Source organism: Pantoea sp. ICBG 985 (genome assembly GCF_002928365.1).
Lineage (GTDB): Bacteria > Pseudomonadota > Gammaproteobacteria > Enterobacterales > Enterobacteriaceae > Pantoea > Pantoea dispersa.
Window position 1 is genome coordinate 13,957 of sequence record NZ_POWM01000008.1, and the last position, 15,855, is coordinate 29,811.

Sequence of the window (15,855 nt, forward strand, 5' to 3'; positions counted from 1 at the left end):
TTACCTTACTTGTCCCGGGCGTCGTCTTTGCTCGCCGGGGTGTGCTGTTTGTCTGCCAGTTTGGCGTTGAAGTCAGCGTCCTGCTCTTTCGGTTGATCCTTTTTCTCGTCTTCATCGCTCATGGCTTTTTTGAAGCCGCGAATGGAAGAGCCTAAATCCGAACCCAGGTTACGAAGCTTATTGGTACCGAACAGAAGTACAACAATGACGGCAATGATTAACAATTGCCAAATACTGATACCGCCCATGAGATATGCCTCTAATATTCTGTGAAAAACGGTTAACTGTAACGCACAGAAAGTCCGTTTTTACCCGGACTTAAGCCTGCGACATTACGCGATTTGCACCAGGCAGACAATCAGTTTGTCTTGCGCCAGCCGATGAGCCAGGTGACGATGCCGGCGGCCATTAACAGCGCCGGGAAGAAGTCCCAGTCAGGCCGGCTCAACAGCACGGCGGTGCCACTTAATAACAGTGTAGCCCCGACGCCAAACAGATAACGTGCCTGATGATGACGGGTGCGCTGCGCGTTCAAATCGGTGACGAGTTTATCGACACTGTGCTGCAATAACTTGTGCTGGCGCATACTGTCGTAAAAAAGCTCCGGCAGCTCCGGCAGTTTCTCTGCCCAGAACGGCGCCTTCTCTTTCACCGCCCGCAGGATGGCCGGAATGCCAATCTGATCCTTAATCCAGTCCTCCAGGAACGGCTTGGCGGTTTTCCACAGATCGAGCTGCGGATAGAGCTGACGGCCGATGCCCTCGATGTACAGCAGGGTTTTCTGCAACAGCACCAGCTGCGGCTGCACTTCCATATTGAAACGGCGCGCGGTGTTGAACAGATTGAGCAGCACGTGACCAAAGGAGATTTCCGCCAGCGGCTTTTCGAAAATCGGCTCGCACACCGTGCGAATCGCGAACTCAAAATCTTCCACGTTGGTATCCGGCGGTACCCAGCCCGAGTCGACGTGCAGCTCGGCCACTTTGCGGTAGTCGCGGTTGAAGAAGGCTATGAAGTTTTCCGCCAGGTAGCGCTTATCTTCTTTGTTCAGCGAGCCAACGATGCCGCAGTCAATGCCGATGTACTGTGGATCTTCCGGATGCTCGTAGCTGACGAAGATGTTGCCGGGATGCATATCGGCGTGGAAAAAGCTGTCGCGGAACACCTGGGTGAAGAACACCTGCACGCCACGTTCGGCCAGCAACTTCATGTTGACGCCGTGCTGCTCCAGCGTGGCAACGTCGGAGATAGGAATGCCGTAAATGCGCTCCATCACCAGCATGGTTTCGCTGCAGTAGTCGGAAAACACTTCCGGCACGTACAGCATGCGGCTCTGGTCGAAGTTGCGGCGCAGCTGAATCGCATTGGCAGCTTCACGCAGCAGATTGAGTTCATCAATCAGCGTTTTTTCGTAGTCGCGCACCACTTCCATCGGACGCAGACGGCGACCGTCCGGCAGCAGACGTGGCACCCAGCGCGCCAGGCGGTAAATCAGCTTCATGTCAGCTTTGATTACCGGCAGGATATCCGGGCGAATCACTTTGATCACCACTTCGCGGCCGTTGGATTTCAGCGTCGCGGTATGCACCTGGGCAATCGAAGCCGATGCCAGCGGTTTGATATCGAAGTCGTCGAACCAGGTTTCTACCGGGCCGCCAATCGAACGCTCAATCTGCGCTTTGGCTTTCACGCCATCGAACGGCGCCACACGGTCCTGCAGAATCGCCAGCTCATCTGCAATTTTCGGCGGGAACAGGTCGCGGCGCGTCGAGAGCATCTGACCGAACTTGATCCAAACCGGACCGAGCTGTTCCATGGCCAGACGCAGACGGATGCCCATCTCGGCTTCTTTGTGCCGGTTGGGGATCCAGAAAACACAGCGCCGCCACAGCCGCAGCGGCAGCGTAATGCGCATATGCGGAATCAGTTCATCCAGCCCGTAGGTCAGAAAAACTTTGATAATGAAGTATAAGCGCCGAATTTCTCCCAGCGTCATTTCGCCTCCAGCTGTGCCAAACGCGCCTCAAACGCATTAAGCGCACGTTCCATCGCTTCTACCTCCTCACAAAACCACGCCTGCTCCAGCGCCCCCGGTGCCACGCGCCACTCTTCGGTCAGCACCTGCCCCAGATAATCCTGACGGCGGGTGACCTGCTGTCTGAGCTGGGCCAGCGCACGCTGAGCGGCCTGGCTGATGCCCTGTGCCGCGATGTCGCCCACCCACGGCGCGAGATATTCAGCCGGGTCGAGTTCAGCCAGATCCATCAGCGCGGAGAATTGCTGTACCACCTGCAGATCGCCTTCCACGTCCAGCTCACCGCTGCGAATCAGGCTGGTCAGCTGCTGACGATCGCGCAGCTTAGGCAGCGTGCTGAAACGCAGGCTGACGCTGCAGTCGCTGCGGTCCTGCCAGTCACTCAGCACATCCAGCTGGTTTTCACTGAACACCAGCACCAGCGGAAAATCCAGCTCCTGCAGGCGCAGCAGCAGGACTTTGCCGGCCAGACGCTGGCGTGCGGTTTTCAGGCTGCGATCGCGGTACAACACACGGTTCAGGGCGGTCTCAAGACCGCCGGTGATGAGAGGGGTAAAAGTCATGATTAATCAGAACTTAAAGCCACGATGCAGCGCCACAATGCCGCCGGTCATGTTGTAGTAGCTGGTATTTTCAAAGCCAGCGTCGTTCATCATCGCCTTCAGGGTTTCCTGATCCGGATGCATACGAATCGACTCCGCCAGGTAGCGATAACTCTCCGCGTCTTTTGCCACCAGCTGGCCGATGCGCGGCAGAATGTGGAAAGAGTAAGTGTCGTAGGCTTTGCTCAGCGGATCGAAAACCGGTTTAGAGAACTCCAGCACCAGCAGACGACCGCCTGGCTTGAGCACGCGGAACATCGACGCCAGCGCCTTCTCTTTTTCGGTCACGTTACGCAGGCCGAAGGAGATGGTGATGCAGTCGAAATAGTTATCCGGGAACGGCAGCGCTTCTGCGTTAGCCTGCACGTAGCTGACGTTGCCGGTTACGCCGAGATTGCGCAGCTTTTCGCGTCCCATCTTCAGCATTGAGCTGTTGATGTCCGCCAGCACCACCTGACCGGTTTCACCGACCAGGCGCGAGAATTTTGCCGTCAGATCGCCGGTACCGCCGGCCAGATCCAGGACGCGCTGACCGCGGCGCACGCCGCTACTGTCGATGGTAAAACGCTTCCAGACGCGATGGATGCCGAACGACATCAGATCGTTCATCAGGTCATATTTCGCCGCGACGGAGTGAAACACGTCCGCGACTTTATCGGCCTTTTCACTTTTGGCGACGGTCTGAAAGCCAAAATGGGTAGTTTCCTGCTGTGATTCATCTGCCATCGGTTTTACCTGTTCCACAAACAATACTTCCCGAAGTGTATCAGAGTCGGGCGATCCGAGCACGCCACCGGCGTGTTATTCGTTGATGCGGCGCAGGGAAGCGGCGGAAGAATCTGCCGCATTTTCAGCGGGCTCGCTATCATCGGCCCATGCATCATCCGCCGCGTCGGGCTGCGCCTGCTCTGCCAGCTGGGGGTTGATGGGCCGTTTGATCTCTACGCCAAGCGCACGAAACGACTCACTCTGGGCGATCAGGTTGCCGCGCCCCTGCGCCAGCTTTTTCATCGCCAGCTGATAACTCTGCTGCGCTTTGTCGAGGCTATGCCCGATGCCGCTCATGTCATCGACAAACAGCCGCATCTTGTCGTACAAGCGCGCAGCGCGGTCGGCGATGCGCTGGGCATTACGGCTCTGATGCTCATAGCGCCACAGATTATTAATGGTGCGCAGCGCCACCAGCAGCGTGGTCGGGCTGACCAGCATAATGTTTTGCTGCAGCGCTTCGCTGATCAGCTCCGGCTGGCGGTCGATCGCCAGCAGAAACGCCGGTTCGACCGGAATAAACATCAGCACATAATCCAGCGAGCGTAAACCGGGCAATTGTTGATAATCTTTACGCCCCAGCAGCCGGATATGGCCGCGCACCGCGTTGATGTGCTCCTGAATCGCCTGTTCGCGCGTCAGCTCGTCGTCGGCGTTGAAGTAGCGCTCATAGGCAATCAGCGTCATTTTGGCGTCAATTACCACATCTTTACCCTGCGGCAGACGCACAATCACATCCGGTTGCATACGGCCCTGCTGCTCCAGCTGCACGCTGACCTGAGTCTGGTACTCGTAGCCTTCGCGCAGGCCCGACGCCTCCAGCACCCGGCTGAGCACCACTTCGCCCCAGTTGCCCTGAATTTTATTGTCGCCCTTCAGCGCTTTGGTGAGGTTGATCGCTTCCTGCGCCATCTGCGCGTTGAGCTGCTGCAGCTGACGAATCTCGTGCGCCAGCGTGTGGCGTTCACGTGCTTCCTGGCCGAAGCTATCGTTGACCTGGCGGCGGAAGCCGTCCAGCTGTTCGCGCAGCGGGCCGATCAGGCTGTTGAGGCTCTGCCGGTTCTGCTCGTCGACGCGTTTTCCGCTGTTTTCGAAGATTCGGTTGGCGAGGTTTTCAAACTGCGCACTCAGGCGCTGTTCGCTGTTGGTCAGCAGACGCTGCTTCTCCTCAGCGGCGAAACGCGTCTCTTCTAATCGAATGGTGACTTCCCGCAGTTCGGCTTCCTGCGCGCTGTTTACTTCCAGCTGATTGCGCAGTTCGCGGCTGAGCTGTTCACTCTCGGCCCGCCAGTAATCCAGCTGCTGCAGGCGCTCCTGCGCGCCGCTTAGCGTGCCGTGTAGCTGGCGCAGCTCCTGTTCGCGCTGCTGCAGTTGTTGTTGCAGCTGTTCCAGCTGCTGCTGCTGACGCTGCTGCGCCTGTTCCAGCAGGCGGCGTTCGGTGGTGAAGCTGGCGTGCTGATGGCCGGCGCGCAGCTGGGCAATAATCCAGCCAATGCCCAAACCGGCCAGCGCCAGCGCGCCGCTGATGATAAGTTGCTGATCCATAATCCCCCCGCGGATCGTCTCGCTGAGGAGAAGGTAGAGCGCCACTGTATGAATGTCCAGAACATTCATGGCAACCCGCGGATTTTATCGCGGGCGCGATAGGCACCGTCCGGGCAACTACAGGGCGCGCACGGTCAGGTCGCCGGCTTTCCAGGCGTCGATCAGGAAAAACGGCATCGGCAGCACCCATTCGCTGTCGCTTTTCACCTTCGCCGGATAGCACCAGCTGTTGCCGCCGTAGGTCAGCTCCACCTGCTGCTGGCCATTTTCGGCGTTGGCCACTTTGCCGGCCATGCTGGCGAAACCGGCGTTGCTGCCGACGTGGAAGCTGTCGGTCTGCCAGCGAATCGGCGCATGCGCCGGCCACGGCTGCGCGTGGTGGAAGTGAAAGATATCGTCGTGATTGAGGATGCTGTCGCGCACCGTCGGCCACAGCGCTACCTTGAGGAAGTACTGGTCGGTAAAGCGCTCGCTGCCGTCATACTGCGCGATAAAGTCGCGCATCTGCTGCTCCACATTGTGAAACACGCCGTGACAGCCGCCCCACATGCCGGCCAGTAACAGCTCGGTGTGCGAGTAATAATCGCGCATGTGGTGGAACCAGAATGGCGAAGCCAGCCAGGCATCGACGGCCGCCACTTCGCGCTCTGACAGCAGCGAATCCGCATCGCGCACGATGTAGCGTTTTACGCTGGCATCGTCCATCACCAGAAAGCGCCACAGCGTAGGGAAAATGGTTTTCTCCTGCGACATATCCACCAGCTGGGTGTTTGGCTGGGTCAGGCGCTGCCACACGTGCTGCGGCACGCTATCGTCGAGATAGATGCGACACATCCAGTCCGGATAGAGCTCGCGCGCCACCTCAACGTTTTTAATCAGGGTTTCGCAGTAGCGCGGCTGACCGCCGTACAGGCTGAAGGAGATGATATTTTCTGCCGGATTGCTGCGGTTAATCGGCGCAGGCGCCGGTGTGGGAAAAGTCGCTTTCGCGCCCTGACTGAAACGCATGTCAGATTGGGTGAGCGATTCGAGGCCATAACGCGCCACTTCATCTGTCTTATCCAGCCAGCCACACACTTCCGTCAGGCCATCCAGCCAGGTTTCCGACGCCTGCGCGCGCTGCGCCGCCGGTGCCTGATAGATTTTCTGGTAAATCTTGTAGGATTTTTTATGTTCGCCGACGCGCATCAGCGTCAGCGCGTAGTCGCTGAGCACCTGCATCTGGTTAGGCATGACGCGCAGCACTTCTTCGCAGCACTGGCGCGCCAGAGGATAATCTGACGCGGCCATTGCCTGACGAAACCGCGCGGCGGCACTCTCAACGCGGGCCTGCATTGCAGCAGGGCGGCTGGTAAAACCCGGACGTGGGACAGAGATCGTTTTGCGCATAGGAAATTTCTCAGAATCGGCTGAAATTGCGCGCATTCTAATCAGGCAATTGCTGAGCTCCCTATAAGCCTGGTCTCGAAATCATTCCCTGACTGGCGCGCTAAAGTAAGCGACGCGCGGCATCCACCACAATTTTCACCGCATCGCTTTCTGTCTGCTTCATAGTGGCCGCATCCGGGATCTCTTTTTGCGTGCGATTCACGATGACGCCAGCCACCATGCCGGCACGCAGTCCCTGACTGGCGCACATGGTTAACAGTGTAGCGGATTCCATTTCATAGTTAAGTACGCCCATTTGCTGCCACTCTTTCATCGAGCCCTGGAAGCGGCTCACTACGCGTCCGGAGAAGGTGTCGTAGCGCTCCTGGCCAGGATAGAAGGTGTCTGACGAGGCAGTGACACCAATATGCGTGGTCGCACCGCAGGCTTCTGCCGCGGCCACCAGCGCGGTGGTGCAGGCGAAATCAGCCACCGCCGGGAATTCCATCGGCGCAAAGTGCAGGCTGGCACCGTCCAGACGGACCGAGGCGGTGGTCACCAGCACATCACCCACGTTGATGTGTGGCTGAATCGCGCCGGTGGTACCCACACGCAGGAAGGTACGCACGCCCAGCTGCGCCAGCTCTTCAACGGCGATAGAGGTGGACGGACCGCCAATACCGGTGGAACAGACAACCACCGGTTTGCCATCAATCTCCGCCAGCCAGGTGGTGAATTCACGATGCGACGCGAGGTGCTGTGGATTCTCCATCAGCGCTGCGATTTTCTTCACGCGCTCCGGATCGCCAGGAACAATCGCCAGCGTGGCTCCTTTCAAATCGGCTTTGGTGATGCCAAGGTGGAAAACGTCAGACTGGGCCATATCAGACTCCTGGAAGATAAGGGGGAATAAGCGCGCCACTTTACGACAGCGGCCCGGATAAATATGTGACTGAATTCACTATCAATAATGAAAGTTACATTGAACTAAAAATATTGTGTGACTCTAATCACATATTAGCGGTCTGCTGCGCTGAATTGCTACAAGCGGTGCTGTGTAACCGTAAAAGGCAGTGTTAATAGAGAAGCAGATCAGGTTAACCATCCCCCGTACCCTACGCCAGCCTTGCCGTAAGGCCAGGCTATAGTTACGTGATTGCGCACTTGCTAGCACGGAGAGAACCATGAAAACCGAAGACAATATGGCACAAAAATCCGCTACCGACGGCTTTGCGCCAGCGGTGCAGCCCACCGCAGACAGCACCATCATTACCGCCAGCGATGCCATTCACGCGGGCGAGACGTCCGTGCCGAGCCAGGGTGAGAACCTGCCGGCTTATTATGCTCGTCCGCAACAGTTTAGCGGCACGCTGCCGGTCGTGCTGGTGGTGCAGGAAATTTTCGGCGTGCACGAGCACATCCGCGATCTGTGCCGCCGTCTCGCACTGGAAGGCTATCTCGCCGTGGCGCCGGAGCTCTATTTCCGCGAAGGCGATCCCAACGATTACAACGATATCCCCACCCTGTTCAAAGAGCTGGTGAGCAAAGTGCCGGATTCGCAGGTACTGTCGGATCTCGACCACGTGGCCAACTGGGCGGCGCGCCACGGCGGCGATATCCGTCGTCTGGCGATCACCGGTTTCTGCTGGGGCGGTCGCATCAGCTGGTTGTTTGCCGCTCATAATCCGCAGGTGCGCGCCGCCGCCGCCTGGTACGGTCGTCTGGAGGGCGAGAAAACGCTGAAGCAGCAGAAACATCCTATTGATATTGCAGTGGATTTGAACGCACCGGTGCTCGGCCTGTACGGCGGCCAGGATGAAAGCATTCCACTGGAAAGTATCGATAAGATGCGCCAGGCCCTGCACGCGGCCAATGCCAAAGCCGAGATTGTGGTGTATCCGGAAGCTGGCCACGCCTTCAACGCCGACTATCGTCCGAGCTACCACGCCGATTCCGCACAGGATGGCTGGCAGCGCATGCTGGCGTGGTTTAAGCAGTATGGCGTCGCGCCAAACGCGGAATAAAAAAAGGGGCGCCAGCGCCCCCCAACTCAACAACACAACGTATTATCCTGCCATCAAACGGTTTCGGCGCGCAGCTTCTGCGCCGCTTTCACCATGTTGGCCAGCGCCTGACGCGTTTCACTCCAGCCGCGCGTTTTCAGGCCGCAGTCCGGATTCACCCACAGGCGCTGCTGCGGAATACTCTGCGCCGCTTTGCGCAGCAGATCTTCCATCCACTCCACGCTCGGTACGTTGGGTGAGTGGATGTCATACACGCCCGGCCCGATTTCATTGGGATATTCGAACGCTTTAAACGCATCCAGCAGATCCATATCAGAACGTGAGGTTTCGATAGTGATCACGTCGGCGTCCAGCGCGGCGATCGAATCCATGATGTCGTTGAACTCGCAATAACACATGTGGGTGTGAATCTGCGTCTCGTCCTGCGCCACCGCAGCGTTGAGGCGGAACGCGTCCACCGCCCAGCGCAGGTAGGCTGCCCAGTCAGACTGATGCAGCGGCAAGCCTTCACGCAGCGCCGGTTCGTCAATCTGAATGATGCCGATACCGGCTTTTTCCAGGTCCTGCACTTCGTCGCGCAGCGCCAGCGCAATCTGTTTTGCGATGGTTTCGCGCGTCACGTCTTCCCGCGGGAACGACCAGCACAGGATGGTGACCGGTCCGGTCAGCATGCCCTTCACCGGTTTGTCGGTCAGCGACTGCGCATACTTTGCCCACTCGACGGTGATCGGCTGCGGGCGGCTGACGTCCCCGATGATCACCGGCGGCTTAACACAGCGCGAGCCGTAGCTCTGTACCCAGCCGTTCTGCGTGAAAACAAAGCCGTCGAGGTTTTCGCCGAAGTACTCCACCATGTCGTTACGCTCGGCTTCGCCATGCACCAGCACGTCGAGCCCCAGACGCTCCTGCTCCGCAATCGCCTGCCGGATGTGTTCCGCGATACCGGTGCGGTAGTGGCCGCCGTCAATGTTGCCTTTTTTGAAGTCGAGGCGCAGGCCGCGGATCTCGGTGGTCTGCGGGAAAGAACCGATGGTGGTGGTAGGCCATGCCGGCAGGTTAAAGCGCTGACGCTGCGCCTGAGCACGCACGGTGTAGCTGCTGTTGCGCTCAGTGTCTCTGGCCTGGATTTGCGCCAGACGCTGCGCCACGGCGGGATTATGCACGCGAGCAGAGTTTGCCCGGGCGCGAATCGGCGCGCTCCAGGCGTGCAGCGCAGCGGCATCGTGCTGGTTCAGCGCCTGACTCAGCAGCGACAGCTCCGTACACTTCTGTAACGCAAAGGCGAACCAGCTTTTTACCTCGTCGTCGAGGCGGGTTTCGACGCTCAGGTCAATGGGGCTGTGCAGCAGCGAACAGGAGGAACCGATCCACAGCTGCTGACGCTGGCCGGTCAGCGGCTGCAGGCGCTCAAACCAGCGGGTGAGATCGGCGCGCCAGACGTTACGGCCATTGATCACCCCCAGCGACAGCAGCCAGTCCGCCGGGATCTGCTGGTTGAGCTGCTGAAGATCGTCTTTGCCGTGCACCAGATCAACATGCAGGCCCTGCACCGGCAGCGTTTTGATGACATCAAGATTCTGACCAATGCTGTCAAAGTAGGTGGTCAGCAGCAGTTTTACTTCGCCCTGTAGCGCGTCGTACGCCGGTTTAAACGCCTCGCGCCACGCCTGCGGCAGTTCCAGCGCCAGCGCCGGCTCATCAATCTGCACCCATTCGATGCCGCGCTGATGCAGTTCAGCCAGTACCTGACGGTACACCGGCAGAATGGCCTGCAGCAGTGACAGGCGGTCAAAGGCGTCACCTTTCACCTTACCCAGCCACAAATAGGTCACCGGCCCCAGCAGCACCGGTTTGATGGTGTGGCCGAGTGCCAGCGCTTCATCCACCTCGTCCAGCAGTTGCGTCCAGCTGAGACGGAACTGCTGACCCTGGGTAAATTCCGGCACGATGTAGTGATAGTTGGTGTTAAACCATTTGGTCATCTCTGCCGCCGCCGCAGGCTCACCGCTGGGCGCCCGACCGCGACCGATACGGAACAGGGTGTCGAGGTCAATCGAGCCGTCTTTATTCTGGTGCCGTGCCGGTACGTTACCGAGCAGCAGGCTGGTGGTCAGCACGTGATCGTACCAGGCAAAATCGCCGACCGGCAGCAGATCAACACCGGCGTCTTTCTGCTGCTGCCAGTGACGGGCGCGCAGTTCACGACCCACCGCCAGCAGTTCGTCCTGTGAGCTGTTCCCGGCCCAGTAGCTTTCCTGCGCTTTTTTCAGTTCGCGGCGCAGTCCGACGCGAGGGAAACCGAGAGTATGATTCAGAATGGTCATGTGAGATTCTCCAGAAGTTGTTCGCTGTGCGACAGTCGCAGCAACCGATTTACGTTCATCCAGCGGGCAATCCTGCCGTGCGCTGAGCGTGTTAGCTGGACAAAGGTAAAGTGGCCGTCGCGTCTGACTGAGATGTTTAGCCGTCCAGATGTTTACACCGCTATAATCTGCGGGTACTGTATGTGTCTCAAGCGCAATTTGTTCAATCTCGATGTGAAGGACTCTCATGATCGAACTCAAACACCTGCGGACGCTGCAGGCGTTACGGCACACCGGCTCGCTGGCTGCCGCCGCCGCCCAGCTTCATCAGACGCAATCGGCGTTGTCTCACCAGTTCAGCGACCTGGAACAGCGGCTGGGCTTTCGGCTGTTCGTGCGTAAGAGCCAGCCGCTCCGTTTTACGCCGCAGGGAGAGATTCTGTTGCAGCTGGCGGAGCAGATTCTGCCGCAGATCCAGCAGGCGCTGCAGGCCTGTCATGAGCCGCATCAGACCACGTTGCGCATCGCTATCGAATGCCACAGCTGCATCCAGTGGCTGACACCGGCCCTGAACAATTTCCGTCAGAGCTGGCCGCAGGTAGTGATGGACTTCAAATCCGGCGTGACCTTTGATCCGCAGCCGGCGCTGCAGCAGGGCGAACTGGACGTGGTGCTGACGTCCGATATTCTGCCGCGCAGCGGTTTGTTCTATGCGCCGATGTTTGATTTTGAGGTGCGGCTGGTGCTGGCGCCGGATCACCGCCTGGCGCAGCTGGCTCACATCACGCCGGAAGATTTGGCCGATGAGGTGCTGATGATCTATCCGGTACAGCGTCAGCGGCTGGACGTGTGGCGTAACTTCTTACAGCCAGCCGGCGTCAGCCCGGCGCTGAAGAGCGTGGATAATACGCTGCTGCTGATCCAGATGGTGTCGGCCGGCATGGGCATTGCCGCGCTGCCGCACTGGGTGGTAGAGAGCTTTGAGCACCAGGGGCTGGTGGTGACACGCACGCTGGGCGACGGATTGTGGAGCCGTTTATACGCGGCGATGCGCGACGGCGAGCAGCGGCAGCCGGTGCTGGAGGCCTTTGTGCGCTTTGCCCGTCAGCACGCCTGCGAGCACCTGCCTTACGTGCGCGATGCCTCGCGCCCCGGTTCACTGCAGCCGGTCTCGCCCTGATGCCGCGGGCGGCCAATGTCGCCCGTGCTGTTATCCCCGCCCTGCCTGCTCTATAATGCGCCGCCTTAACCGCTACCGGAGAGTTTCACCATGACCAATAACGATGTGCTGCGCAGCGTGCGCTATATGCTGGATTTGAGCGACAGCAAAGTGGTGGAGATTTTTGCGCTGGCGGGCAGTGAAGTACCGCGTGAAGATGTGCAGGCGTGGCTGAAGAAAGATGACGATGAGGCGTTTCGTAAACTGCCGGATGTGCTGATGGGCTACTTCCTCAACGGTCTGATTTTCTACCGTCGCGGCAAAAGCGAAGACGCGCCGGCCCCGTCGGTTGAGCGCCGCATGAACAATAATATCTTTCTCAAGAAGTTACGCATCGCCTTCGCGCTGAAAACCACCGATATCCCGGATATCTTATTGAAGGCTAACTTCAAGGTGTCACAGGCTGAAATCGGCGCGATTTTCCGCAACCCGGATCATAAAAATTATCGCGAGTGCGGTGACCAGATTCTGCGTAACTTCCTGAAAGGCTTAACGCTGATTCAGCGGCCATCGACACCCGCGAAAAAAAGCTAAGCGCCTGAGCTGCCGCTTTTGGCCGTGTGTCCCAGTACCCAGCGTTTATGCACGTACAGGGACGCAAAAATCACTATCGCCCCGGCGATAAAGCTCGGCCAGTGCGGCTTCTCCTGCCAGATCGCCAGGTTCACCAGTAATCCTGCCGGCACGTGCATGTTGTTCATAATGCCCAGCGTCCCGGCATCGACCTGGGTCGCGCCGTAGTTCCACATGAAGTAACCCAGCCCGGACGCAACCACGCCCAGCCACACCAGCACGCCCCACTGCAGCGTGGTGGTCGGCAGCTTGTGCGGATTGCCCCAGATGCACCAGGCGATCACCGCGATCAGCACTGCGCCGAGATAGAACCACGAGAACGCGGTGTGCTGCGGCATCGGGCGGACTTCCTGCAGGCGCTTATAGCCCACCATGCCAATCGCAAAGCAGATGTTAGCCGCCTGCACCAGCAGCAGCCCGAACCAGAAATCATCGCTGACTTTGTCGTAGCGGATAATGGCCGCACCGAGCACCGCCAGCAGCGCGCTGAAGGCATAGCCAATGCGCAGCGGGCGCTTGCTGAGCAGGTCATAAATCAGCGTGACATACAGCGGCGTCATCACCGTAAACAGCAGAAATTCCGGCACGCTGAGATAGAGATAAGCCTCGAAGCTGATCAGATACATGATGCCTAATTGCAGCATGCCCACCAGCATATAGAGCAGCAACGTTGAGGCGCGATAACCGCGCCAGCGCAGAAACGGCAGAAAGATCAGCGCCGCCAGGCCTAAACGCATCAGCACCGAGAACCAGGTATCCACCTGCCCCGCCAGATACTCCCCGATTAAACTAAAAGAAAAAGCCCACAGAATGGTGGTAACGATCAGCAACAGCACGGTTATGCATCCTAAAGTTCAACACTGGCGCTAGTGTAAACAAACTACAGCGCGCTGGCGGGATAATCTGGTTGACATATGATGAAATTAAACACGATCGCATCTTCGCTGCCCGGTCAGCAGGCACGCGTCCGCATGGCGGGTTGACCGGCGGGCGGCGATTTTTATGAGGCGGCGCGCCATTTCCTCTGGCACAAATGCGCGAAATCCAACATTTGCTGGTTTATATCGCTCTTTATTGTCATAAAACTGTAACATATGTGTCACACGTCACAGTAACTGCGCGTAACCATCACTATTCTGTGCGCGAAATGGAAAGGTTGCTTTCTGTTCATCGTCGTACCTTGTTTTTGCCCCAACCTGCTGGGAATCGATAACTATATTGCGCCCTGGAGGGCCATTCTTATGTTGAGTATTTTTAAACCTGCACCACACCAGCCCCAGGTGGCGGATGATCGCGTCGATCCGCTCTATCGTCGTCTGCGCTGGCAGATCTTCTTCGGCATTTTCTTTGGCTACGCCGCCTATTATCTGGTGCGCAAAAACTTTGCGCTGGCGATGCCTTACCTGGTCGAACAGGGCTTTTCCCGCGGCGACCTTGGCTTTGCCCTCTCCGGCATCTCCATCGCCTACGGTTTTTCCAAATTCATCATGGGATCGGTCTCGGATCGCTCCAACCCGCGGGTATTTTTGCCCGCCGGCCTGATTCTCGCCGCCGCCGTGATGCTGGTGATGGGCTTCGTGCCGTGGGCAACCTCAAGCATCATGGTGATGTTCGTGCTGCTGTTTCTGTGTGGCTGGTTCCAGGGCATGGGCTGGCCACCGTGCGGACGCACCATGGTGCACTGGTGGTCGCAGAAAGAGCGCGGCGGCATTGTGTCGGTATGGAACTGCGCGCACAACGTGGGTGGCGGCATTCCTCCGCTGCTGTTCCTGCTCGGCATGGCGTGGTTTAACGACTGGAAAGCCGCGCTCTATATGCCGGCGTTTGGTGCCATCCTCGTCGCCATCATCGCTTTTGCGCTGATGCGCGATACGCCGCAGTCGTGCGGGCTGCCACCGATTGAGGCATGGAAGAATGACTATCCGCCGGATTACAGCGAGAACCACGAACAGGAGCTGACGGCGAAGCAGATTTTCATGCAGTACGTGCTGCCGAATAAGCTGCTGTGGTACATCGCGCTGGCCAACGTGTTCGTTTATCTGCTGCGCTACGGCATCCTCGACTGGTCACCAACCTATCTGAAAGAGGTGAAGCACTTCACGCTGGATAAATCCTCGTGGGCCTATTTCCTGTACGAATACGCCGGGATTCCGGGCACGCTGCTGTGCGGCTGGATGTCGGACAAGGTATTCCGCGGCAATCGCGGCGCCACCGGGGTGTTTTTCATGACGCTGGTGACCATCGCCACCATCATTTACTGGCTGAACCCGCCGGGCAATCCGGGCATAGATATGATCTGCATGATCGTCATTGGCTTCCTGATCTACGGTCCGGTGATGCTGATTGGTCTGCACGCGCTGGAGCTGGCACCGAAAAAAGCGGCCGGCACTGCGGCAGGCTTTACCGGTCTGTTCGGCTATCTCGGCGGATCGGTGGCGGCCAGTGCGATTGTCGGTTACACCGTGGATTTCTTCGGCTGGGACGGCGGTTTCTTAGTGATGATTGTCGGATCGGTGCTGGCGGTGGTGTTACTGCTGCTGACCATGGTCAGCGAGCATCGCCACAAGCAGCAGGCGTAATCTGAGCGGGCCGGTGCATACCGGCCCGTTTTATTCAGGCGAGGAACAACTTACGCAGCGTCTGCGGCACCGCGTCGTCGGCGTTGCTGCCAATCACTTCCAGCGTCGGCAGGGTATCTTTCAGGCGCTGATGGGCGTTACGCATGATGCAGCCTTTGCCCGCCATACTCAGCATCTCGACATCATTCATGCCGTCGCCAAACGCGATGCACTCTTTCAGCGAATAGCCAAGCTGTTTCGCCACCGCTTCCAGCGCGTGCCCTTTCGAGACGCCGCCAGCCATCACCTCCAGACAGGTGGGCAGCGAGAAACTGACGTTAACCCGGTCACCCCAGCGCGCTTCAATCGCCTGTTCCAGCGGAACCAGATGCTCCGGATCGTCGCAGGTGAAGAACACTTTGCTGATGCCGTCGGTGGCCAGCATGCCGGGCTGATACACCTGATAGATGAACACCGATTCCTGGAAAAACTCCGCTTCCTGCGGATTATGGCGGCTGATGTGCCACTCATCGTCGCGGTAAACGTGCGTCAGGATTTTCTCATCGTGATACTTCAGGCCATACAGCTCGCTGGCGATATCGCTGTCCAGATTGTGGCTGAACACCAGTTCGCCGTCGGCGTTGTGCACGCGCGCGCCGTTTGAGGTGATCATATACGCCGGAATGCCGAGCTTATCGCGCATCTGACCGACGTCGATGTAGTGGCGTCCGGTGGCAAAGATAAAATGCACATCGCGCGCCACCAGTTCCTGCAGCGTGGTGCGGGCAAACGGCGTCAGACGATGTTGCGGAGAAAGCAGCGTGCCATCCAGGTCGGATGCAACGATGTGGTACATGTAG

General features: G+C 58.4%; 14 protein-coding genes. 4 read left to right on the forward strand and 10 right to left on the reverse strand.

The features are described from left to right. Positions 1-5 precede the first annotated feature (5 nt). The 7 genes from tatA to udp all read right to left on the reverse strand — a co-directional run bounded on the left by tatA (position 6) and on the right by udp (position 7,201). Positions 6-248, reverse strand: a complete 243-nt coding sequence (gene tatA, locus C1Y42_RS20050) for a Sec-independent protein translocase subunit TatA (protein ID WP_010618194.1) — start codon at positions 246-248, stop codon at positions 6-8. Positions 249-358: 110 nt separating this feature from the next. Then, a complete protein-coding gene (gene ubiB, locus C1Y42_RS20055) occupies positions 359-1,996 on the reverse strand; it encodes a ubiquinone biosynthesis regulatory protein kinase UbiB (RefSeq protein WP_021506947.1) in 1,638 nt (545 codons plus the stop codon). Next, the gene (locus C1Y42_RS20060; protein WP_058758122.1) at positions 1,993-2,598 is read right to left on the reverse strand and encodes an SCP2 domain-containing protein; all 606 of its coding nucleotides are present in this window, start codon (positions 2,596-2,598) and stop codon (positions 1,993-1,995) included. Before C1Y42_RS20060 ends, ubiB begins: the two co-directional genes overlap by 4 nt. Before the next feature lie 6 nt (positions 2,599-2,604). Next, positions 2,605-3,363, reverse strand: coding sequence for a bifunctional demethylmenaquinone methyltransferase/2-methoxy-6-polyprenyl-1,4-benzoquinol methylase UbiE (ubiE, locus tag C1Y42_RS20065; protein WP_021506949.1), 759 nt, complete (start codon positions 3,361-3,363; stop codon positions 2,605-2,607). A gap of 75 nt (positions 3,364-3,438) precedes the next feature. Then, a complete protein-coding gene (rmuC, locus tag C1Y42_RS20070) occupies positions 3,439-4,950 on the reverse strand; it encodes a DNA recombination protein RmuC (protein WP_104094214.1) in 1,512 nt (503 codons plus the stop codon). Positions 4,951-5,067: 117 nt separating this feature from the next. Further along, positions 5,068-6,339 carry a hypothetical protein gene (locus tag C1Y42_RS20075; RefSeq protein WP_104094215.1) on the reverse strand — a complete coding sequence of 424 codons (1,272 nt, stop codon included), beginning with the start codon at positions 6,337-6,339 and terminating at the stop codon, positions 5,068-5,070. 100 nt (positions 6,340-6,439) lie between these two features. Further along, the gene (gene udp, locus C1Y42_RS20080) at positions 6,440-7,201 is read right to left on the reverse strand and encodes a uridine phosphorylase (protein WP_021506952.1); all 762 of its coding nucleotides are present in this window, start codon (positions 7,199-7,201) and stop codon (positions 6,440-6,442) included. 301 nt (positions 7,202-7,502) lie between these two features. Here udp and C1Y42_RS20085 point away from each other — a divergent pair, with 301 nt between their 5' ends. Then, entirely contained in the window at positions 7,503-8,342 is an 840-nt protein-coding gene (locus tag C1Y42_RS20085; protein ID WP_104094216.1) for a dienelactone hydrolase family protein, read from the forward strand. 53 nt (positions 8,343-8,395) lie between these two features. Here the strand turns inward: C1Y42_RS20085 and metE are convergent, their stop codons facing one another. Next, positions 8,396-10,666, reverse strand: coding sequence for a 5-methyltetrahydropteroyltriglutamate--homocysteine S-methyltransferase (gene metE / locus C1Y42_RS20090; protein ID WP_104094217.1), 2,271 nt, complete (start codon positions 10,664-10,666; stop codon positions 8,396-8,398). A 226-nt stretch (positions 10,667-10,892) separates the two neighbouring features. Between metE and metR the strand changes: the two genes are divergently transcribed. Then, positions 10,893-11,825, forward strand: a complete 933-nt coding sequence (gene metR, locus C1Y42_RS20095; RefSeq protein ID WP_104094218.1) for an HTH-type transcriptional regulator MetR — start codon at positions 10,893-10,895, stop codon at positions 11,823-11,825. Between the two features lie 90 nt (positions 11,826-11,915). Next, positions 11,916-12,398: a DUF1456 family protein gene (locus tag C1Y42_RS20100; protein ID WP_021506956.1), complete on the forward strand. Its 483-nt coding sequence runs from the start codon at positions 11,916-11,918 to the stop codon at positions 12,396-12,398. Here the strand turns inward: C1Y42_RS20100 and C1Y42_RS20105 are convergent. Continuing rightward, positions 12,395-13,273, reverse strand: coding sequence for a carboxylate/amino acid/amine transporter (locus C1Y42_RS20105; protein ID WP_104094219.1), 879 nt, complete (start codon positions 13,271-13,273; stop codon positions 12,395-12,397). The genes C1Y42_RS20100 and C1Y42_RS20105 overlap by 4 nt on opposite strands. Before the next feature lie 405 nt (positions 13,274-13,678). On the opposite strand from C1Y42_RS20105, the gene glpT reads away from it, so the two are divergent. Then, the gene (gene glpT, locus C1Y42_RS20110; protein ID WP_104094220.1) at positions 13,679-15,016 is read left to right on the forward strand and encodes a glycerol-3-phosphate transporter; all 1,338 of its coding nucleotides are present in this window, start codon (positions 13,679-13,681) and stop codon (positions 15,014-15,016) included. 34 nt (positions 15,017-15,050) lie between these two features. On the opposite strand, the gene yigL is transcribed toward glpT, so the two are convergent. After that, positions 15,051-15,851, reverse strand: a complete 801-nt coding sequence (yigL, locus tag C1Y42_RS20115) for a sugar/pyridoxal phosphate phosphatase YigL (protein WP_104094221.1) — start codon at positions 15,849-15,851, stop codon at positions 15,051-15,053. Between the last annotated feature and the right edge of the window lie 4 nt (positions 15,852-15,855).